A 20,883-nucleotide genomic window follows, 5' to 3' on the forward strand; every position below is an offset into this window, starting at 1 on the left:
CTGCCCCCATCCCGGTCCCACAGCGGCATCGGTACCGCTAGACCCCGATGTCGTCCCCGTCCTTGCGCCACACGGCCACGACCGCCGGCCGCACGATCTTTCCCGGGCCGTCGGGCCACGTGCTCGCCGGCTTCTCCACCGTCGCCCCGCTGATCTCCCCCGGGTGCTGCACCGCCACCAGCACCCGCCGGTCCTGCACCAGCGGGCCACAGGTCTCGGCCCCCGTCGGCACGGTCAGGAACTGCTTGAGCTCACCCCGCCGCTCCCCCTTCGTGGCGACACCGAACAGCCCGTCGTGCGACCCCAGCTGGTTCCCGTCCGTGGAGATCCACAGGTTCCCGTGGGGATCGAAGGCCACGTTGTCCGGGCAGGAGATGGGGCTCACGGCGTCCTTCGGGAAGCCCGCGAAGTAGGTGGCAGGGTCCTCGGGGTCCCCGGCGACGAGGAACAGCGTCCAGGCGAACTTCGTGCTGTCGGCCCGGTTCCACCGCTCGGTGAGCTCGAGGATGTGCCCGTGCTTGTTGGCGTTGCGGGGGTTGGCCTCGTCGGCGGGGGCGTTCGTGCCGACACCGCGGTTGGTGTTGTTGGTGAGCGCGACGTACACCTTGCCCGAGTGCGGGTTCGGCTCGATGTCCTCGGGCCGGTCCATCTTGGTCGCCCCGACCTTGTCGCCGGCGAGCCGGGTGAAGACGCACACCTCGTCGGCGGTCATCCCCTCGACGTGCGACACGGCACCCTTCTCCGTGGCGGTGACCAGCGGAATCCACTCGCCGCCGCCGTCGAACTCCCCGTCGGCGGGAAGCTTCCCAGTGCCGTCGATCTCGATGGCGGGGGAGTCACCGGTGACGCGGGCGACGTACAGGGTCCCCTCGTCGAGCAGGGAGAGGTTGTGCTCCCGCACGGCCCTGCCGCTGCCGTGCTTCATCCGCTTGCTGCCGACGAACTTGTAGAAGTAGTCGAACCGCTCGTCGTCCCCGGAGTACACGACCGGCCGCCCGTCGTGCGTGAGCCGTACGGTCGCGCCCTCGTGCTTGAACCGGCCGAGCGCGGTGTGCTTGCGGGGCGCGGAGGAGGGGTCGTAGGGGTCGAGCTCGACGACGTACCCGAAGCGGTGCACCTCGTTGGGCTCCTGGGCGACGTCGAAGCGCTTGTCGAACCGCTCCCACTTGCGCTCGCTGGCGCCCGTCCCGATCCCGTACCGCTTGTCCGTGGCCCGGCCGGCGTTGGCGAAGTACTGGTTGAAGTTCTCCTCGCCGTGGAGGGTGGTGCCCCAGGGGGTCGTGCCGCCGGAGCAGTTGTTGAGCGTGCCGAGGACCTTCCGGCCCGTGGGGTCGGCGGAGGTCTTCAGCAGGTCCGACCCGGCGGCGGGGCCGGTCAGCCGGAACTCGCTGGTGGCGGTGACGCGCCGGTTGAGGTGGTGGCGGGGTACGACGGTGAGCGCGCCGTTCTTCTTGTTCTCCTCCACGACGACGGCGGACAGGCCGTGCGCGGCCCAGGCGATCTCGACCTGCTCACGGGTGGGGGCGGCGGCGTCGTAGCCACGGAACATGAGCACTTCGTCGGTGTACTCGTGGTTGGCGACGAGTACCTGGCGGCCGCGCTCGCCCGGGAGGGGCAGCAGCGCGAGGAAGTCGTTGTTGTACCCGAACTGGCCGGCCTGGGCGGCGGCGGTCTGCCGGTCCGGGTCGAAGGCGGGGGCGCCGCGCAGGATGGGCTCGCCCCAGCGGACGACGACGTTCTGGGAGTAGCCGGCCGGGACGGTCACGGTGTCGGCGGTGTTCGGCGCGACGGGGGTGAACCGGAGCCCGCGGGCGGCCTTGCCCTTGGGCCTGGGCTTGGCCGTGGCCTGCTGGGCGGCGGCTTCGGCCGACGGGGCCGCGACGACGGTGCCCGCGGTGCCGGCCGCGGCGGCGACCGTCACGACGGCGGCGGCGCGCATCATCGAACGGCGGCTGAGCGCGGTGGCGATCACGTCGCCGACGTACGGGTTGGAGGAGGTGTTGGGCGCCGGGTGGAAACAGGCGTCACCACACCGGAAACGGCAGGTCAGGGCGGACCGTCCATGGACGGTGTTGATCAACGGTAGCTGTACGCGCACTTTTGCTCTCCCCTTGCTTCCCCTTGAAGCTCGCTTGACGGACGGTAGGTGCGCGTCCGTGCGAGAGCGGGGCGGGGCGGTGAACGGTGAATGAACCCGGGGTGGACGTAGCGGAGTTGACGCCACGCGCGGGTGAAGTCCGGAAGTAGGTCTTGACGCCCGGAGCCCTGTGCACCTGCCCCTGCCGAAGATCGCCTTCCGGGGCCGCTAACCTTACGTGTCCGTCCTGGCCAGGGATTGACGGGCTACAACTCATGCGAAGGGTTGCGCACATGGGCATTCTCACTCTCCTGCGGAACGCGTTCGGCGGCCGATCACGCAAGGGCGCTGCCACCGAGGCAGAGGGTGCGGAGGCGACTCCTTCGCAGGAGACGGCACCGAAGCCGACGCCTACGAAGGCGGCTACGGTCCCCGAACCGCGTACCTCCACCCTCTCCACCTCCTCCGAGCACGAACTGGTCGCAGCGGCCTTCGACAAGGCGGCGGCCTCCAAGCCAACGCCTTCGGCGGAGACTCCGGCGACGGAGGAAGCCGGGACCCCGAAGAACACAGAGATCCCGACACAGCCGGTCCCGGACGACTCGGCGCCTGAGATGCCGGTGACCGAGAAGGCGGTGCCTGAGGAATCGACGGCGGAGGAGCCGGGGGCTGAGTCCGGGGCATCCGCGGAGGTGCCGACGGCAGAAGCCGCATCCGCCGAGGTGCCGACGGCAGAAGCCGGGGCATCCGCGGGGGAGGCGGTGGCTGAGGAGGCGCCCGCCGAGGAACCGGTGGCGAAGGAAGCGGCCGTACAGGAGACCGCTGCCGAAGAGCCGGCGGCCGAGGAGTCCGCCGCGGCGGAGCCGACGGCTGAGGAGGCGCCCGCCGAGGAACCGGTGGCGAAGGACGCTGCCGTGGAAGAGCCGGCCCCGGTCGCGGTGGCGGACGAGAAGCCGCTGGTGGCGGAGGCAGCACCGGAGCCCGGGCCCGAGCCGGAAGCCGCCCCGGAACCCGAGGCGAAGCCCACCGCGGAGGCCGCCCCTGAGCCGAAGCCCGAACCGGCGGCCGAGGTCACTCCCGACTCCGCCGTCGAGTCCGAGGCAGAGCCGGTGGCCACGGCCGAGCCGGATGCCGTCGCCGAAGTCACGCCCGAGCCCGTCGCCGAGGCCGAGCCGGATTCCGTCCAGGAGCCCGAGCCCGTCGCCGTCGAAGCGGCGCAGCCGGTCGCCGAGGTCACGCCCGAGCCGGCGTCCGAGACCGTCGTAGAACCGGAGCCGCAGTCGACCGCCGAGGTCGCCCCGGAGCCCGAGCCCGAGCCGGAACCGACCGTCACCCCGGAAACCCCGGTCCCCGCGGCAGCGGACACCGCAATCGCGGCCGTCGACGACGCGACCGTCACGGATGGTGCGGGTGGGACGGACCACGCCGTACCCCCCACCCTCCGCACCGCCTACACCGCCGCCGCCACCGCCCTCACCACCCACGGCCTCACCGGCACCACCGCCACCACCTACCTCGTCCTCGACCGCTCCGCGAGCATGCGGCCGTACTACAAGGACGGCTCCGCGCAGGCCCTCGGCGAGCAGACCCTCGCCCTCGCCGCCCACCTGGACCCCGAGTCCAAGGTCCACGTCGTCTTCTTCTCCACCGAACTCGACGGGACCGGCGAGCTCACCCTCACCGACCACGAGAACAAGATCGACGACCTCCACGCAGGCCTCGGTCGCATGGGCCGTACCAGCTACCACGCGGCCGTCGAGGAAGTCCTCGCCCACCACGGCAAGAACTCCCCCGACGCCCCCGCCCTGGTCGTCTTCCAGACCGACGGCGCCCCGGACGCGAAGACCCCCGCCACCCAGGCCCTCACGGAGGCGGCGAAGACCCACCCCGGCGTCTTCTTCTCCTTCGTCGCCTTCGGTGACCCGGAGAACAAGGCCTTCGACTACCTCCGCAAGCTCAAGCTCCCCAACACGTCCCACTTCCTCGCGGGCGCGACCCCGAAGGAACTCACGGACGCGGAGATCTACGAGGGCATCCTGGCGAACTGGCGCCCGTAACCCCCGAAGATCACCACCGCTCACCACCGGGCCGCCCCCTTCCCACCCCGTAAAACGGGAAGCGGGCGGCCCACCCATGTCGGATACGATTTCAAGACTCGCGAAGCGACTCACCCGCACGACCAACCTGGGAGCAGCCCCCGATGGCTCGACACCTCATCACCAGCGCCCTTCCGTACATCAACGGGATCAAGCACCTGGGCAACATGGTGGGGTCCATGCTCCCGGCGGACGTCTACTCCCGTTACCTGCGCCAGCGCGGCCACGAGGTCCTCTACATCTGCGCGACGGACGAGCACGGCACCCCTGCCGAGCTGGCCGCGAAGGAGCAGGGCCTGCCGGTCGACGAGTTCTGCGCGCAGGCGCACGACGCCCAGAAGGCGGTCTACGACGGCTTCGCGCTGGCCTTCGACTACTTCGGCCGCAGCTCCAGCGAGCAGAACGTCGAGATCACCCAGCACTTCGCCCGCCGCCTGAACGAGAACGGCTTCATCGAAGAGCGCGCGATCCGTCAGGTCTACTCGCCCACCGACGGCCGTTTCCTCCCGGACCGCTATGTCGAGGGCACCTGCCCGCACTGCGGCTACGACAAGGCCCGCGGCGACCAGTGCGAGAACTGCACGCGCGTCCTGGACCCGACCGACCTGATCAACCCGCGCTCGGCGATCTCCGGCTCCACGGACCTGGAGGTCAGGGAGACCAAGCACCTCTTCCTCCTCCAGTCCAAGCTTCAGCACGAGGTCGAGGAGTGGGTGTCCCGGCACGAGGACGACTGGCCGCAGCTGGCCTCCTCCATCGCCCGCAAGTGGCTGAACGAAGGCCTGCACGACCGCGCGATCACCCGTGACCTGGACTGGGGCGTCCCCGTCCCGTCCGACACGTGGCCGGAGCTGGCGGCGGAGGGCAAGGTCTTCTACGTCTGGTTCGACGCGCCGATCGAGTACATCGGGGCGACGAAGGAGTGGGCGGACCTGGATCCGGAGAACCGCGACTGGAAGTCGTGGTGGTACGACGTCGACACCGACGTCCGCTACACGGAGTTCATGGCGAAGGACAACGTCCCCTTCCACACGGTGATGTTCCCGGCCACCGAGCTCGGTGTGCGCGAGCCGTGGAAGAAGGTCGACTACGTCAAGGCCTTCAACTGGCTGACGTACTACGGCGGGAAGTTCTCCACGTCCCAGAAGCGGGGCGTCTTCACCGACCAGGCCCTGGACATCCTCCCGGCGGACTACTGGCGCTACTTCCTGATCGCCAACGCCCCCGAGTCGGACGACTCGTCCTTCACCTGGGAGCACTTCACGGCGACGGTGAACAAGGACCTGGCCGACACCCTCGGCAATTTCGTCAACCGCGTCCTGTCCTTCTCGAAGAAGCGCTTCGGCGAGGAGGTCCCGGCGGGCGGTGAGCCGGGCGAGGCCGAGGCGAAGCTGGGCGAGGAGATCGCCCGCCTCCTCGCGGAGTACGAGACCCAGATGGAGGCGCTCCAGTTCCGCAAGGCCGCGGCGGCGCTGCGTGCCCTGTGGTCGGCGGGCAACTCCTACCTGGAGGAGAAGGCCCCCTGGCTGGAGATCAAGACGGACAAGGACGGCGCGGCACTGACCCTGCGCACGGCGATGAACCTGATCCACCTGTACGCGGTGGTCTCGGAGCCGTTCATCCCCGCGACCTCGGCCGCCATGCGCCAGGCCTTCGCCCTCGAGGACGACACGGCCACCTGGATCACCGCCGACGAAGCCCGCACCCTGACCGCCCTCACCCCCGGCACCCCCTTCACGGTCCCCCCAGTCCTCTTCGCCAAGCTGACCGACGAGGACCTGGAGACGTACAAGGAGCGCTTCGGCGGCGAGCCGACCGCGTAACGTAACGCAACTGCAGCAGGGGGCCTTGGATCATAAGGCCCCCTTTCGGTTGCGCTCTGCCGTACAAGCCAACCGACAAGGTAGAAGCACTCTACGTAGATCGAATCTACGTAAATCATGGAGGTCAGCGACTCAGTCCAAGTGCGGAGAAGCCCTCTCGGAAACGTTTCAGGCACATCAGGCAGGCGGCACTGTTACCACACGTTCCGCACCTAGACTTCTATGACCGTTGGTAAAGAGGGAAGTCCGGGAGCTGGGGGAGCGAACGCGATGGTCATACAGTCAGCGGATCCGGACACTACGAGTTCCACCCCCACACCTGCCCCGGGTCAGCGCGTGACCGTCCGCAACCGCCCCTGGGTCGTCACCGACGTCCTCCGCTCGACCGCCGCCAGCGACGACCCCGCACGCGCCGCTGAGGCCGCCACCAGCCACCTGATCACGCTGTCCTCGCTGGAGAGCGACGGCCGTGACGAGGAACTGCGGGTGGTGTGGGAGCTGGAGCAGGCGACGGATGTCCACGACCAGTACGAGCTGCCCTCTCCCAGCGACGGCTTCGACGAGCCGGGCCGCCTGGACGCCTTCCTGGACTCCGTTCGCTGGGGCGCCATCGCCTCCGCCGACAAGACGGCCCTTCAGGCCCCGTTCCGCTCAGGCGTCGAGATCCAGGACTACCAGCTGGACCCGGTGGTCCGCGCCCTGTCGATGCCCCGTACGAACCTGCTGATCGCGGACGACGTGGGTCTGGGCAAGACCATCGAGGCCGGTCTGGTGATGCAAGAACTGATGCTGCGCCACCGCGCCCGCTCCATGCTGATCGTCTGCCCCGCCGGTCTGACGCTCCAGTGGCGGGACGAGATGCGGGACAAGTTCGGTCTGGACTTCCGGATCGTGAACACCCGGATGCTGCGTGAGCTGCGGCGATCGGCCGGGCCCTACGCCAACCCGTGGACCCACCACCCCCGTCTGATCGTCTCCATCGACTGGCTGAAGCGCGAGCGCCCGCTGCGGATGCTGCGTGAGCTGCTGCCGCCGGTGCCGGAGTACCCGCGCGCCTTCGACCTGCTGGTGGTGGACGAGGTGCACACGTGCGCGCCGTCGGGCACCGGCAAGTACGCGGTGGACTCACAGCGCACCCGGGCCGTGAAGCTGCTCGCTCCGCACTGCGAGCACCGCCTCTTCCTCTCCGCGACCCCGCACAACGGCTACCTGGAGTCCTTCACCGCGCTCCTTGAACTGCTCGACGACCACCGGTTCGCGCGTGGCGTCAAACCGTCCGAGGAGCAGCTGCGCCGGGTGATGGTGCGCCGCATGAAGTCGGACCTGCCGCCACTGTGGAACGGCAAGCCACGCTTCCCCAAGCGCGTACCGCACCCCCTCGAAGTCGAGTACGGCGACGCGATGCGGGAGGCGTACGCCAAGCTGACGGAGTACGCGCGCTCGCGCCGCGACGGCCAGGGCGACGGGAAGTCCGGCCGGACGGCCGCCGACTTCGTGACGACCCTGCTCAAGAAGCGTTTCCTGTCGTCGCCGAAGGCATTCTCGGAGACCATCAGCACCCATCTGAAGACGATGACGGACCGGCCGCCGGTGCCCGAGGAGGAACCGGCCCCGAGCGTCCGAGTGCTGCGCCCCCTGATCGACGGGATCGAGGAGGCCGAGGAGGAGGACGAGCAGGAGCAGGCCGAGGCGGCGACCCGCGCCTTCACCGCAGTCCGCCAGGCCATGCGTCCGCTCTCCCAACGCGAGCACACCCTCCTCAAGGAGCTGGACGCCTGGGCCGTGGACGCGGGGATGCGTCCGGAGGCCAAGTTCGCCCGTTTCCGGGAGTGGCTGGACGACATCGTCTGCCCGGACGGCCCGCTGGGCGACTGGAAGCCGGAGCGGGTCATCGTCTTCACCGAGTACCGCGACACCCAGCGCTGGCTGTACGGGCAGCTGATCGCCGCCGGTTACCCGGCGGAGCGGATCGCCCAGCTCTACGGCGGCCAAGACCAGGACGAGCGCGAGCGGGTCAAGCAGGAGTTCCAGGAGAGCCCCGACCTGTCTCCCGTCCGCATCCTCCTCGGCACGGACGCGGCCAGCGAGGGCATCAACCTCCAAGCACACTGCCACCGGGTGCTGCACTGGGAGATCCCCTGGAACCCCAACCGTCTGGAGCAGCGCAACGGCCGTGTGGACCGGCACGGCCAGAAGGCCGATCAGGTGGACGTGTTCCACTTCGTGCCGGAGGGCTGGCAGGGCTTCGATCCGGCGCACGACCACCAGACGGACTCGGGCTACGAGGATGGCGCGCTGGAGGACGAGCTGTACTTCCTCGCCGTGGCCGCCCGCAAGACCGAGCGCATCCGCGAGGACCTGGGCAGCGCGGGCGAGGTGATCGCCGCGCAGGTCGAGCAGAAGATGCTGGGCCAGCGTTCGAACTGGACGACCGCCGACACGGAGATCACCAAGCGCTCCGGGAAGGCTGTCCTCAAGGTCGAGCGCGACCTCGCCCGTGACCTGGAGCGGCTGGTGGACGCCCTGGCGGACAGCCGCCAGCAGCTGCACCTGCATCCGGAGACCGTCGAGCGGGTGGTCCGTACGGGCCTGCTGCTGGCCCACCGCAAGGACCTCACGGAGATCCCCGACCCCAAGCCTGACCGGGCCGCCCGCTGCTTCAAGCTGCCGGAACTGCCGGGCGCGTGGGCGCGTGCCCGCAACGACGGCCTGCGCCACCCCCTCAGCGGCAAGGAGCGCCCGGTCGTCTTCGACGAGGCGGAGGCCCGCGACCGTACGGACCTGGTGCACATGCACCTGGGCCATCGCCTGGTACAGATGTGCCTACGACTGCTGCGCGCCGAGCTGTGGTCGAGCGGCCCCGGGGCACACCTCTCCCGGGTGACGGCCCGCGTGGTCCCGGATGGTGCGCTGCGACAGCCCGCGGTGGTCGCCCACGGCCGGGTGGTCATCACCGGCAGCGGCGGCACCCGGCTGCACGAGGAGGTGATCACGGCCGGCGGCCTGATCGAGGGCGGCAAGTTCGTCGCCGGGAAGATGGAGGAGGTCGACGGCTGGCTGGCCGAGGCGACGGAGGAGTTGCCGGCCGACGCCGTACTCACCGAACTGACCGGCCTCTGGACCCAGTTGGAGGAACGTCTGGCCCGCGCACTAAACACCCGCGCGAACCGCCGCTTTCGTTCCCTTGAGACGCTGCTCGCCGAGCGCTGCGAGCAGGAGGTCGAGGGCATGCGCGCCATCCTTGAGGACCTCGGCCGCTCAATCCGGGACCGGCTCGACGACACAGGACACTGGCAGCAGGAATCCCTCTTCGACATCGACGACGAGCGCCGCCAACTGCGCGCGGACAGGGAAGGGCTGCTGGAACGGCTCCGACGGCTTCCTGAGGTCACGGAGACGGAGACGGCCGCGCTGCGCCGCCGCTGGGCCGACCCGTCGCCTCGCTGGTTCCCGGTCGCCGTGACCTTCCTCGTCCCCCGTTCCCTCTCGCTCACCGCAGCCACCGCCGGGACCACCGCCCACCAGGAGCACCGCTGATGCCGCCCGCCGCCCGCACCGCCAGGAAGTTCCCGCCGAAGGGCTCGGTCCCCACTCCGACCGAGCAGCACGAGGACTGGCTGCGGCTGCTGCGCCCCGACGGCCCGTTCGTGTCGCTGCCGGTGCTGGTCGGAGCGTTCTCGACGGGCCTCGACACGATCCCGCCGGAGACCTGGACGAGGCTGCGGCAGGCATGGGCCGAGGTCCAGGAGGACCCGGCACTGCTGCGGCCCGCGTGGGAGAAGTTCGTCCTGACCGAGCTGATCGGCTGGCGGGCGCCCGGCCTGCGCGACGGCGGGCAGATCCCCGAGTCACTGCACGCGGGCGCGAACACGCCCGACGCGGTCCTCCTCGGCCCCGGCCGCTCCGGCGGCCTCTCCCCACGCGCCCTGTTCTTCCGTACGGACGACTGGGCGGCCCCCCTCAACCGCCCGCGCGGCGAGCAGCCCGGCCTCGCCGACCGCGCAGCCGACCTCTGCCGCGCCCGCGACGTCCCGCTGGCCCTTCTCACGAACGGCCGCGAGTGGGCCCTCGTCCACGCCCGCCCGAAGGAAGCGACGACGGTCGCCGTCTTCGACGCGGACCTATGGACCGAGGAACCGATCCTCGCCCGCGCCTTTACGAGCCTTCTCACCGCGAGCCGAGTGATCCGCCCGCCGCTGGACGCGCAGGGCAAGCCGACGGACTCGACGGCGGGCCTGTTCGCCCGTACCGCCGAGGCCCAGTCCGAAGTCACCGACACACTCGGCCGCCAGGTGCGGGAGGCGGTGTCGCTGCTGGTGGCGGAGCTGTCCCGGCTGGACCGGGAGTCGCACGGCGAACTGCTGCGTGACATCCCCGCGAAGCGGGTCTACGAGGGCGCGCTCACGGTCATGATGCGCCTGGTGTTCCTCCTGTACGCGGAGGAGCAGCGCCTGCTCCCCTCCGGGGACGAGCTCTACGACGCCTCGTACGCCGTCGGCCCCCTGCACGACGAACTGGCCACGGCCCAGAGCCTGCACGGCGACGAGCTCGGCGACCGCGTCGAGGCGACCTGGCCGCGCCTGCTCGCCGTGTTCGCGGCGATCCACGGCGGCAGCACGCACGACCGCCTGTGGATCCCGCCCTACGGCGGCTCGCTCTTCGACCCGTCCCGCTTCCCCTGGCTGGTCCCGGCCAAGGTGACGGACCGGGTGGTGTACGAGATCCTCGACGCGCTCCTGACCCTGCGTGCCCGCAAGGGCTTCAAGGGCAAGGAGCGCCTGTCGTACAAGGGCCTGGACGTCGAGCAGATCGGTCACGTCTACGAGGGTCTGCTGGAGTACGGCTGTCACTGGGCGGAGGAGCCGTACGTCGGGGTCTCCTTCGGCCGGGACAAGAAGCAGGAGGCGGTGCTGCCGCTGGGCCGCCTGGAGGAGTGGGCGGCGGCCGGCACGCTGGCGGAACAGGTCGCCGAGGCGGCGGGCACAAAACCGGCGACGGTGACGGCGGCGCAGGCCAAGTCCTCTGGCGCGGTGACGGTGGAGCTGGAGACGGCCTGCGGCAACGACATGGCCTTGGTCGAGCGGACGGCAGCCTTCTCCGGCCTGTACGGCCTCGACCTGCGCGGCGAGCCGAAGGTGTGGCCGGCGGGCTCGGTCATCCTGGTCCGCTCCGGCAACCGCCGGGACACAGGTACGCACTACACACCGAAGCCGCTGGCGGAGGAGGTCGTGGAGCACACGCTGGCTCCACTGTGCTTCTCGCCGGGTCCGGCGGAGGGCGCGGCACCGGGCGTCTGGCAGCCGAAGAAAGCCGAGGAGCTGCTGAAGCTGCGGGTCCTGGACCCAGCGATGGGTTCGGGGGCGTTCCTGGTCTCGGCGTGCCGGTACCTGTCGGACCGGGTGGTGGAGGCATGGCTCCGGGAGGACGAACTCCCGCCGGAGATCGCGAAGGACGTGGACCGGGACGACCACGAGCAACTGCACCAGATCGCACGGCGGTTGGTGGCCGACCAGTGCCTGTACGGCGTGGACCGCGACCCAATGGCAGTGGAACTGGCCAAGCTGTCGCTGTGGTTGGTGACGCTGGCGAAGGGACGGCCGTTCTCGTTCCTGGACCATGCGTTGCGGTGCGGGGACTCGCTGATCGGGGTCATCGACGTACGACAGGTCAGTCAGTTCCATCTGGATTGGCAGGACCGGCAGTTGAGCCCGGAGGTGGCGCGGGCGCTGGAGAACACGGAGGGGCTGCTGTCGCAAGCGGCCGAGCTGCGGCGGAAGATCGAGTCGACGGCGGTCACAGACATCCGGGTGGTCCGGGACAAGGCTGACCTGCTGGCGAAGGCTGAGGCCCTGAGCGGCAAGCTGCGGCTGGCAGCGGACGCGGTGGTGGGGGCCGCACTGGCCGCCGAGGGCATCTCCGACGAGGAGGCGTCCGACATCTCCGGTGAGGAGAACGTGGGCGGGGCCCGGGGGGCTGCGCGGTTCCGTGACGCCAAGGAGGACGCGAAGAGCCGGGCCTATCGGTACCGGCTGGAGGCTGTGGCGGGGCTGGTGGCTACGGCGTTGGGGGAGGGGGCGGGGGCTGAGGAGGCGGGGGTTCGGGCTCGGAGGATTGTGGAGGGGTGGCTGAAGGGGCCTCGGGCGGAGGCGGTTCGGCCGTTGCATTGGCCGTTGGAGTTTCCTGAGGTTATGGGGGTGGGGGGCTCCAACGGGTTTGATGTAGTGGTGGGGAATCCGCCGTTTGTCTCAGGCAAAAATCTCACAGGTGCACTGGGCCAGAACTACCGGGAGTACCTGGTTAATCGGCTGGCGGGAGGTACCCGGGGACACGCTGACCTGTGCGCATATTTCCTACTGCGGAACCTCTCGATCGCACCAGGGCGCCGAACGGGGATCATCGCCACGAACACGATCGCTCAAACCGACACTCGACAGGTGGGACTCGACCAAGCAACAGCAAGCGGTTGGACAATCTATCGTGCCGTCAAAACTCAGAAGTGGCCGGGCACAGCAGCTGTAGTCGTCTCCCTCGTATGGCTGGGTGGCGGAACTGACGACCGTGAGGAGTGCATCCTCGACGGACACACGGTGCACGGGATCACACCTGGGCTTGACGCCCTCTCACGAGTGTCGGGGACGCCGTACCCCTTGGTAGACAACGAGGGACAGGCATTCATCGGGTCATACGTACTCGGTAAGGGATTCATCCTGGAGTCAGAGGAGGCTCAAGATTTCATCACCAAGTCTGCCGAGAACGCCAAAGTCCTTTTCCCTTACCTGAGCGCGGCCGATTTGAATCAGCGGCCGGGATCTGCGGCAAGCCGATGGGTAATTAACTTCCACAATTGGTCCGAGGATCAAGCTTCGACGTACACAGACGTCTTCGCGATCGCCGAGCAAAAGGTCAAACCCGAGCGGCAACGCACAAGGGATGACGGAACATATGCCCTACGGAATCCGCTGCCCCAGCGTTGGTGGCAGTACGCTGACAAGCGTCCTGCTATGCAGGAGGAAATCGCTGATCTAGATCATGTCATTGTTATTGCCCTACACACCAAGCTGCTCATGCCAGTTCGCGTACGCAGCAGCCAGGTGTTCTCGCACGGCTTGTGCGTGATTGCCACCTCCTCCCCCGCACGCTTGGCTGTACTCGCAAGCAGCATGCATGTTGCTTGGGCCTGGCATTGGGGGTCGAGCATCAAGGAAGACCTTCGTTACACTCCGTCCGACGTCTACGAGACCTATCCACAACCAGCTGGGTTGTCACGCCTCCACACCCGAGGGGAGGCTCTGGAGCAAGCTCAGCGCGCTGCAATGTCCGACCGTGACCTCGGCCTAACCAAGCTCTACAACCTCGTGCACAATGAGGCTGATTCTGACTCTGACATCCGAGCCCTCCGAAACGCTCACGTCGAGGTAGACCGAGCCGTCGCCGAGGCCTACGGCTGGACCGATCTCGACCTTCAGCACGGCTTCCATGCCACTCCCCAGGGTGAGCGCTTCACCATCGCCCCGGAAGTCCAGACCGAGATACTGGACCGTCTCCTTGAGCTGAACCACGCCCGCTACAAGCAAGAGATGGAGAAGGGCCTGCACACCCCGGAGGCCAAGCGCCGCCGTGCTGCTGCCCGCAAGGCCAAGGCAAAAGCTCGGGCCGCCGCACGCACTTCGCAAAGCACCAGCGCCCCGGAGCCCTTCGATGACGGGCTCTTCCCTGAACCGGACGCTCTCTTCTGAGCCGTAGGCCAGCGCCCCGCACCAGCGACAACCATGCGCGGGGCGCGTGCAGTTGCGAAGTCAGTTCCCCGACATGTACGCCACGAAGTCCGCCCAGGCTTCCGGCGCCAACGCGAGACGCGGGCTGACCTCGCGGTACTTGGAGTCGCGCACGTGGATGATGCCGGGGCTGGTGGCGACCTCGACGCAGGAGTCACCGTCGGGACCGCTGCTGTAGCTGCTCTTGAACCACGCCAGTTCGGAGGCGTCACCGGCGGTGGGCTTGCGGATCATGTTTCTCCCAGCAGTCGTTCGATGAGCACCAGCGACTCCCTCGGAGGAAGAGCTTGGGCCCTGATGGTGCCGTACCGCAGCTCAAGGATGCGTAGCTCCCTCAGGTCCGAGACCGGACGGCAGTTGAAGGCACCGTCGGAGCGCCCGACAGCCGTGCCGTCCTCGAACTTCAGCAACTCGATCCTGCCGCTCATGCCAGGATGCGGGGCGCTGTCCATCGGCATCACCTGAAGCGTGACGTTGGGCAACCGGCCCACCTCCAGCAGACGTTCGAACTGCTGTCGCCGCACCATTGTGCCTCCAACGTTGCGGTAGAGCGTGGCCTCTTCGAGAACGAAGCCGAGGGCTGGAGCAGGCGTCCGCTCGTAGATCGACTGTCGGGCCACACGGGCTGCGACCAATCGCTCCAGATCCTCTGGCGAGTAGGCGGGTTTCCACGATTCCAGCAGGGCCCGCGCATGCTCAGGCGTTTGCAGCAGTCCGTGGATGTTGCTGCATTCGTACACCCCGATCTCGACCGCCTTGGCCTCCATCTTCGCCAGCGCCCGCACCTTCTTCGGGTACCGGACCTTCTTCACGTCCTCCCAAGTCGCCGCGATGAGGCCACCCGCGCCCAACACCTCGTCGGCCTTGTACAGATACTCCTGCCGGGGAATCCGCTTCCCAGCCTCGATCTTGTACACCAGGTCCTCGCCGTACCCCACCGCCGTCCCGAACTCGCCGGCCCGCATCCCCACCGCCTCCCGCCGCAGCTTCAACTGCCGCCCCACGGTGGCGACTACGGCCACGCCCCACTCGTCGTCCGGATCCACCTCCCACCCCGGCTCGTCCGCCTCCGTCCTGAGCCGTACCTCGCCGTCCACCGACATGCGCACCCCTCCGCCGTACCGCCACGTACCGCGACGCCCCTACCCGCACGCACCGCCCCGACAAGCCCGGACAGCGCCGGACAATCCTTGGACAGTCACCGTACGCAACCGCGTCGTCACTCCTCACGGTAGGCATATACGGCCACGCTGAGTGACGTGAATCAGAAACTCACCGCCCCCACAGCTCCACCCACCCAACCCGACAGCCCCGTGCGCAGCTTCAGCGTCCTGCTGTCCCCCACCCCACGCGGCGCCCGCCTCGCCCGCCTGCTCGCCACCGATCAACTGCGCTCCTGGGGGCTCCCGTTGAACCCGGCCGCGCTCATCGTCGCCGAACTCGCGAGCAACGCCGCGATCCACGGCCGTGTCCCCGGCCGGAGCTTCCAGCTCCTGCTTTACGTCGTCGGCGACACCCTGCGCATCGAGGTCACCGACACCCGTAGTGACCAACTACCGCACCCCAAGATGCCCACCACCCCCGCCGACGAAGCCGGCCGCGGCCTGCTCCTCGTAGACGCCCTCGCCGACCGCTGGGGAGTGGCCCATGGCCGCCCGCCCCGCAAAACGGTCTGGGCCGAACTCACCCTCACCACCCCGGAGTCACCGAAGCACAACCCCCCACGCTCCGGTTCCACCTGCGCTCCCTATGCACCACCCACCGGCGATAAAGCACCCCACCAAGCCCCACCCCTCCCTCCCGCTGGGCAAACTCACTCCCGCGAGTGAATATGCCCAACTCGGCTGGATTTCGGGCCGGTTGCCTGCCTTACGCTCAGCGCAGCAAGACCGCAAGACCACGACACAACCCCAGACATGCGACGGCCCTCGCCGGGACTGCAATCCCAATGCGAGGGCCTGACCACCGAGGAAGATCGGACCTTCCCGATGGACACCGAAAACCCTAGCGCGCCCTCGCGCGCCCAGTCCCGAATCCCGGGCAAAAACCACCCTCACGCGCGGCCCCACTCCGGCGTCGTCCACGACAACGCCCGCCACACCGAGAACTTCACGGTGATCGGCAACCACCTCGCCCAGCACCCGGAGCTGTCCCTCCTCGCCATCGGCCTGGCGACCTACATCCAGTCGGTACGACAGGGCACCTCCGTCGACATCAAGACCCTCGCCGACCGCTTTCCCGAGGGCCCCACCCGTATTGCCGCCGCGCTGAACGAACTCGAAGCCCACGGCTACCTCCGCCGCAACCGCGAGCGGACCCCCACCGGCCGGATCGTCACCCGCACGGTCTCCTGCAACAGGCCAGGCCACCGGACCGCCCCGACCGACACCGCCACCAGACCTGCCCGACACACGACGGCCGCCGCCACGGACAAACCACCTCCCCGCAAGCGTCTCCCCGCCGTACCTCAGCCCGCATGCACCGCCCCCGCCCTCCTCCAGACAGCCCTGGACGTCCTCGCCGGCCTCCGCCGCCGCGACCCCCGCCTTCTCCTCTCCGCCACCGACGCCGAGCACCTCGCCCCGGGCGTCGCATCCTGGCTCGAGCGCGACATCGGCCCCACCGCCGTACGCCACGCCTTGACCGAGAACCTGCCGAACGAACCCCTGATCCGCCCGGCCGCCTTCCTCGCCCACCGCCTGGCCGCCCAGCTTCCGCCCTTGCCCCCACTCCGACCTCCGGTCCCACCCGCTCCGCAGCCCAGACACCCCTTCCAGACCTGTGATGGCTGCGGCCTCGCTTTCCGCGCCCCCGAGCCCGGACGCTGCCGCGGCTGCCGAGCCGACCCGAAGGAGACGGTGTGACCATGCGAGCCCTCGCTCAGTCCGGCCCGGATACCCTGGCAGGGGCACTCCTGGAGGACACCATGAGCACATTGGCCGACCACGGGCGCGAGCTGATCCCCCGCCCCGAGCAGACCCCTGACGCCCTGCGCGCGGCCCTCGCCGTCGTGGCTCCAGCGCGCCTGGAGGAGATGCAGGCCACGAAGGACCAGGCGTTCGCCAAGGCTGTGGAGTGGGAGTCTCTGAGCCCCGTAAGGAGCTGGGTCCTCCTTTGGGCCCGGGACATCGAGATCGCCCGCCGTCCCGACCTGGCCGCCCGTTTCGAGCGCGCGCAGAGCACGCTGGAGGACGAGGATCCCGACGTCGCGCGGGAGGCTCTGCGGGAGCTGACCGCCGTACTGGACGAAGCCATGAAGGCAGTACGCGGTTGAGCTGGAAGTGGGAGTACGCCTTCGGAGCCGAGGAAGCCGCCCGTACCGCGCCCGCCGACTTCCTCGCCAGGGTGGCAAGCAAGGCGGACGAGCTGGTCAGAGCCGCCGAGGCGGTCCACATCCACGGCCGTGCCCACCAAGGCATTGACCCGAGGGGCGGCGATGTCATCGTCCCGGGCGGAATGTTCACGTATCAGGTCGTCGTACGCAGCGAGCGCGTTTACCTCGTCCAGATCACGTACTTGGGCTTCTGAGCCCGCGAGCTCCCCACGAACCGCAGTCTTCGGGACCTTTTTCCTGAAATCCCCCCCACAGCTCCGAATCCGACCCGGCAGGATGAACACCCCTTCGCTTGACAGGACCCCACGTGTTGCCCTCTTTCGCCGCGAACGGATTTCTTCCTCTGGGCCGGTACTCCGTCTCCTTCGACGAGACCGAGACCCTGCTGGTCAGTGCCCCGGAGTTCGAGGACTCATCGACGCGCAGAGTGCTGTGGGATGGCCTCCACAACTACATCGACCCGTTCCTCACGCTTGAGGACACCTACGCCCAGGCTCTCGCCGGCCTCCCCCTTATCCACAGGCTGTGGCTCGGCGGCAGCTTCGTCAGCACCAAGCTCGACCCGGGGAACATCGACGCCACGCTCCTCGTCGACACCCGCGCCGAACGTGCCGTACGCGGAAAGCCGGGCTCGAAGTGGCTGACCACGGCCTTCCAGAGCCGGGCCAGGATGAGGGAGAAGTTCGGCGTCTCCCCACTTCGTATCGGGTACCAGCCTGTAGCCCATATCTTCGAGCCGGAGCGCTTCACCCCCGACGAACGTACATACTTCACACAACGGGGCGTGTGGGACGACTGGTGGCAGCGCTGCCGACTGCCCGACGGGAAGGACCGCTCGCCGTCCGATGAGAGTGCCGCCCCGGCACGCGGCTATCTGGAGGTGCGACTGTGACCGGCGACAGCTGGCGCGAGCGCAGGCGCGCGCTCCTTCAAGGCGACCCCGGCGAGGCCGAGCGCACCGCAGAGTTTCTCGACCGGCTGGGCACCGAGGACCGGGACGACGAGGAGATCGAGGCAGAGCACCGCGCGAGCAGGCTCGCGGCAGCTCGGGAGTACGCCCCGGACGCCCGGCTCGACGAAGAACTTCAGCTCCGACTGACCGGACCGGACGCCGAGGGCGGTGCTCTCCGCTTCCAGTGGGGCGACGCGCTGCTGCAACCGGTCGAGCACATGGTCTCGGTCGCCGCGGGCACTCCGGTCCAGCTGGAACTCACGGGGATCTCGGCGGGCAGCACCGTCGTGCACGCCCGGCCGGTCGCCATCGCTTCCGATGCCGCCGAACCCGCCGCTCTCGATACCCCCACCACGTCCGCCGCTTCCACAGGTCTCGGCACTCTCACCACCTTGCTCGACGCTGTGGAGGCGGAGCGTGACATCCGCGAATGGGCCCGGCTCTTCGACGCCGTCGAAGTGGTGACACGGGCATTGAGCCGGTACGAACTGGATCTCGGCGTGACCTGGTACGACGCCGAGGGCCACATGTGCCGCGCCCGATTGACTGAGCGCGGCAGGCAGTACGTGAAACGGCTCCGGGAGACCAAGGACCGCGACCAGGAGATCATCATTTCCGGTCGCATCAGCGAGATGCGGGAAAGCGGCCTAGTAAAGGTGAAGACGGGTACGGCGAAGAACGCGCCCGCCTACGACGTCCGTTTCGAGGAGCCCGAGGAGCTGTTGCGCATGCGGCCTGGTCTCGGTGACAACGTCCACTTCCGGGTCCGCTTCCGACAGCAGTTGGACTCCATGGGCATCGCGCGGTCCGCCGAGTACACGTACCTCGGTCCGGCTGCCGAGCAGGCAGCTCTGCCGCTCGAACCGTAGTCGTGCGGCTGGGCGACGTCAGTCCGGCCGCACCACGAACTCTGTCACCCCTCGCATCCGCACGCCCGTTCCGCGCGGCTCCAGATCGCCTCTCACCATCACCTCCCACCCGTTCCGCCCTGCCTCGGTGGCCCTGTCGATGTCCTCTGCCCGCAGTACGACCCGGACCCGCCGGTGCCTCGGGGAATCCCCGTGGAGGAGGGATCCGTAGACCGTCGCCTCACGAGGGCTGACGTCCCAGTGCAGCTTGGTCACCACCCCATGGAGCATCGCCCCGTCCTCCCGGCCGAGCCGTTCCCGCAGATCCTTCGCCACGGCCTCCAGCGCCTCCGTGTGGCGAGGGTTGATCGCGACCGGCGGTGAGGGCTGCTCGACGGGTCGCTCCGAGGACCAGGCGAAAGACAAGGAGAAGTCCCTGCGCTCCTCGCCCGCGATCCTCACCAGTGCCTCGCAGAGGTTCGCCGACAGGCCGGCGCTCGCCATGTGCTCGAAGCGGGGCACGGAGTCGTCGGAGAGTGTCTGCTCGGCCGCGGCGTGCGCGCAGGCGACTCCGGCATACAGAAGTCGGGAGACCCTGCGCGCGAAGGGTTCGGACGGCTGGATCTCGAACAGGCTGCGCCTGTCCAGTTCCGTCTGGTCGAAGAGCGAACCCTGTCCCGTACGGTCGTGTCCGCCGTACGGACCCTCCGGCAGCGGGGTGTGGGCGGCGATGACGTAACTGCCGACGCGGGTCTGGTCCAGCCGTACCGCCGCCACATGGTCCTTCACCAGCAATGGCTTCTGTGCGGGCTGCACCGCCAACGGATTCAGTGCCGAGGACGCCGCAGCCGTGTGCAGATCCTTCAAGCCGGTCAGCGCCGAGACGAGGTCCAGGAGGGGAGCCGTGCCGGAAGGGCCCGGTGGTACGAGGCGGAGGAACTGCCAGTCCACCGGAGGCAACCGCATCTCCCGCAGAATAGCTCCCGGGGGCCGCGCCTCGACGACGGCCAGGGTCTCCAGGATGTCGGCGACCCGGCCCGCGTAGTCCCGGCGGCGATGCATCGGCACCAGGAGTTCGTACGGCGGCCCCGGCTCGTCCTGCGGCTTCCACTCCCACAGCTCGGCACCGGACAGGTCGCGTTCCGCGCTCCAGCCTTTGCCGCTCAGATAACGCCGTACGACTCCGGGAGCAAGGCCCGCGACCTCCTCGAACTCGGCATCCGTGATCGTGGTCATGACGCCACCAGGTCCCGGTAGTCCTCTGCGAACAGGTCATGGAGGGTATCGACGGTCAGGAGGTTGGCACGCGGGACGTACACCGTGCGAGTAGTGCCCTTCGCCCCGTCGCCCAGCGGAATGGGTTCCTGGTCGTGCAGACACAGCCAGTACGCGGCATGGCTCAGAAGCAGGCGGTCCTCGGTGGCGTGCGACCACGCTAAAGGGTCGGTCGGGGCCAGGACGAGAAAGAGGAAGCGAGGCAACTCGTAGTCCTGGCCTGCCAGGAGGTTGAAGTTCTTCACCTTGAGCGGATAGTGGATGTACTCCCCGTGGATGTCCGCCGACGAAGTGCACTTGACCTGCGCTTCAATGGCCGGAAAGCGACGAGTACCCGCCCGGCCCACATAGCCCAACTGCCAGTCGACGCCGGCCCGGTCACGCTCCTTCTTGCTCACGTCCAGGTTGGCCGCCGTGGCCAGCATGCGGATGAACTCCTCGCCGAACGCACCCCGGTGGCCGTTGTCCCCGAACCCCGTCGAGCTCTTCAGTAACCCCGGCGCATGCTCGGAGCCGGTCAGGGGAACGCCGTACGAGGTGTTCACGGACACAGGCTTCGCCGCAGGCCCGCCGTTCGATGCCTGGTGCGGGATACCGCCGGTTCTGTTGTCCGTCATGATCCCCGCTCGCCCTTCGAACCCCGCGCGCCGCTGCGTCCTCCGGCTCTTCGCACGCGTTTCGTACCCCTCGGGCCACGCACCGT

Annotated in this window: 15 protein-coding genes; 10 read left to right on the forward strand and 5 right to left on the reverse strand. The window is 68.8% G+C overall.

Annotated features, from left to right (window positions below):
* Nucleotides 1-37 precede the first annotated feature (37 nt).
* A complete protein-coding gene (locus tag M2157_RS23445) occupies nucleotides 38-2,098 on the reverse strand; it encodes a PhoX family protein (RefSeq protein ID WP_280863607.1) in 2,061 nt (686 codons plus the stop codon).
* Between the two features lie 272 nt (nucleotides 2,099-2,370).
* Here M2157_RS23445 and M2157_RS23450 point away from each other — a divergent pair, with 272 nt between their 5' ends.
* The 4 genes from M2157_RS23450 (at nucleotide 2,371) to M2157_RS23465 (ending at nucleotide 13,732) form a co-directional block, all read left to right on the forward strand.
* The gene (locus M2157_RS23450; protein WP_280866127.1) at nucleotides 2,371-4,134 is read left to right on the forward strand and encodes a VWA domain-containing protein; all 1,764 of its coding nucleotides are present in this window, start codon (nucleotides 2,371-2,373) and stop codon (nucleotides 4,132-4,134) included.
* A gap of 143 nt (nucleotides 4,135-4,277) precedes the next feature.
* The gene (metG, locus tag M2157_RS23455; protein ID WP_280866128.1) at nucleotides 4,278-5,996 is read left to right on the forward strand and encodes a methionine--tRNA ligase; all 1,719 of its coding nucleotides are present in this window, start codon (nucleotides 4,278-4,280) and stop codon (nucleotides 5,994-5,996) included.
* A 270-nt stretch (nucleotides 5,997-6,266) separates the two neighbouring features.
* Nucleotides 6,267-9,533 carry a DISARM system SNF2-like helicase DrmD gene (gene drmD / locus M2157_RS23460; RefSeq protein WP_280866129.1) on the forward strand — a complete coding sequence of 1,089 codons (3,267 nt, stop codon included), beginning with the start codon at nucleotides 6,267-6,269 and terminating at the stop codon, nucleotides 9,531-9,533.
* Nucleotides 9,533-13,732: a DNA methyltransferase gene (locus tag M2157_RS23465; protein ID WP_280866130.1), complete on the forward strand. Its 4,200-nt coding sequence runs from the start codon at nucleotides 9,533-9,535 to the stop codon at nucleotides 13,730-13,732. The genes drmD and M2157_RS23465 overlap by 1 nt, the downstream gene beginning before the upstream one ends.
* A 60-nt stretch (nucleotides 13,733-13,792) precedes the next feature.
* Here the strand turns inward: M2157_RS23465 and M2157_RS23470 are convergent, their stop codons facing one another.
* Together M2157_RS23470 and M2157_RS23475 are read right to left on the reverse strand one after the other, a co-directional pair.
* Nucleotides 13,793-14,005 (reverse strand): DUF397 domain-containing protein, encoded by a 213-nt coding sequence (locus M2157_RS23470; RefSeq protein ID WP_280866131.1) that lies wholly within the window; start codon nucleotides 14,003-14,005, stop codon nucleotides 13,793-13,795.
* Nucleotides 14,002-14,874, reverse strand: coding sequence for a helix-turn-helix transcriptional regulator (locus M2157_RS23475; RefSeq protein ID WP_280866132.1), 873 nt, complete (start codon nucleotides 14,872-14,874; stop codon nucleotides 14,002-14,004). The genes M2157_RS23470 and M2157_RS23475 overlap by 4 nt, the downstream gene beginning before the upstream one ends.
* Before the next feature lie 156 nt (nucleotides 14,875-15,030).
* On the opposite strand from M2157_RS23475, the gene M2157_RS23480 reads away from it, so the two are divergent.
* The 6 genes from M2157_RS23480 to M2157_RS23505 all read left to right on the forward strand — a co-directional run bounded on the left by M2157_RS23480 (nucleotide 15,031) and on the right by M2157_RS23505 (nucleotide 18,926).
* Complete coding sequence (locus M2157_RS23480; RefSeq protein WP_280866133.1) at nucleotides 15,031-15,600, forward strand: ATP-binding protein; 570 nt, start codon at nucleotides 15,031-15,033, stop codon at nucleotides 15,598-15,600.
* 159 nt (nucleotides 15,601-15,759) lie between these two features.
* Nucleotides 15,760-16,635: a helix-turn-helix domain-containing protein gene (locus tag M2157_RS23485; protein ID WP_280866134.1), complete on the forward strand. Its 876-nt coding sequence runs from the start codon at nucleotides 15,760-15,762 to the stop codon at nucleotides 16,633-16,635.
* A gap of 62 nt (nucleotides 16,636-16,697) precedes the next feature.
* Nucleotides 16,698-17,045: a hypothetical protein gene (locus M2157_RS23490; RefSeq protein WP_280866135.1), complete on the forward strand. Its 348-nt coding sequence runs from the start codon at nucleotides 16,698-16,700 to the stop codon at nucleotides 17,043-17,045.
* On the forward strand, nucleotides 17,042-17,299 hold the full coding sequence (locus M2157_RS23495; protein WP_280866136.1) for a hypothetical protein: 258 nt from the start codon (nucleotides 17,042-17,044) through the stop codon (nucleotides 17,297-17,299). The genes M2157_RS23490 and M2157_RS23495 overlap by 4 nt, the downstream gene beginning before the upstream one ends.
* 113 nt (nucleotides 17,300-17,412) lie before the next feature.
* Nucleotides 17,413-17,997 (forward strand): hypothetical protein, encoded by a 585-nt coding sequence (locus M2157_RS23500; protein ID WP_280866137.1) that lies wholly within the window; start codon nucleotides 17,413-17,415, stop codon nucleotides 17,995-17,997.
* Nucleotides 17,994-18,926, forward strand: a complete 933-nt coding sequence (locus tag M2157_RS23505; protein ID WP_280866138.1) for a hypothetical protein — start codon at nucleotides 17,994-17,996, stop codon at nucleotides 18,924-18,926. Before M2157_RS23500 ends, M2157_RS23505 begins: the two co-directional genes overlap by 4 nt.
* Before the next feature lie 18 nt (nucleotides 18,927-18,944).
* On the opposite strand, the gene M2157_RS23510 is transcribed toward M2157_RS23505, so the two are convergent.
* A complete protein-coding gene (locus M2157_RS23510) occupies nucleotides 18,945-20,141 on the reverse strand; it encodes a hypothetical protein (RefSeq protein WP_280866139.1) in 1,197 nt (398 codons plus the stop codon).
* Nucleotides 20,138-20,797: a DUF4365 domain-containing protein gene (locus M2157_RS23515; RefSeq protein WP_280866140.1), complete on the reverse strand. Its 660-nt coding sequence runs from the start codon at nucleotides 20,795-20,797 to the stop codon at nucleotides 20,138-20,140. The genes M2157_RS23510 and M2157_RS23515 overlap by 4 nt, the downstream gene beginning before the upstream one ends.
* Nucleotides 20,798-20,883: the final 86 nt, after the last annotated feature.

Origin of the sequence: Streptomyces sp. SAI-127 (genome assembly GCF_029894425.1) — a bacterium.
Classification (GTDB): domain Bacteria; phylum Actinomycetota; class Actinomycetes; order Streptomycetales; family Streptomycetaceae; genus Streptomyces.

Coding starts and splice junctions, on each gene's coding strand:
- M2157_RS23465 (WP_280866130.1), top strand. CDS start 9,533: ATGCCGCCCGCCGCCCGCACCGCCAGGAAGTTCCCGCCGAAGGGCTCG.
- drmD (WP_280866129.1), top strand. CDS start 6,267: ATGGTCATACAGTCAGCGGATCCGGACACTACGAGTTCCACCCCCACA.
- M2157_RS23450 (WP_280866127.1), top strand. CDS start 2,371: ATGGGCATTCTCACTCTCCTGCGGAACGCGTTCGGCGGCCGATCACGC.
- M2157_RS23475 (WP_280866132.1), bottom strand. CDS start 14,874: ATGTCGGTGGACGGCGAGGTACGGCTCAGGACGGAGGCGGACGAGCCG.
- M2157_RS23515 (WP_280866140.1), bottom strand. CDS start 20,797: ATGACGGACAACAGAACCGGCGGTATCCCGCACCAGGCATCGAACGGC.
- M2157_RS23470 (WP_280866131.1), bottom strand. CDS start 14,005: ATGATCCGCAAGCCCACCGCCGGTGACGCCTCCGAACTGGCGTGGTTC.
- M2157_RS23510 (WP_280866139.1), bottom strand. CDS start 20,141: ATGACCACGATCACGGATGCCGAGTTCGAGGAGGTCGCGGGCCTTGCT.
- M2157_RS23485 (WP_280866134.1), top strand. CDS start 15,760: ATGGACACCGAAAACCCTAGCGCGCCCTCGCGCGCCCAGTCCCGAATC.
- M2157_RS23490 (WP_280866135.1), top strand. CDS start 16,698: ATGAGCACATTGGCCGACCACGGGCGCGAGCTGATCCCCCGCCCCGAG.
- metG (WP_280866128.1), top strand. CDS start 4,278: ATGGCTCGACACCTCATCACCAGCGCCCTTCCGTACATCAACGGGATC.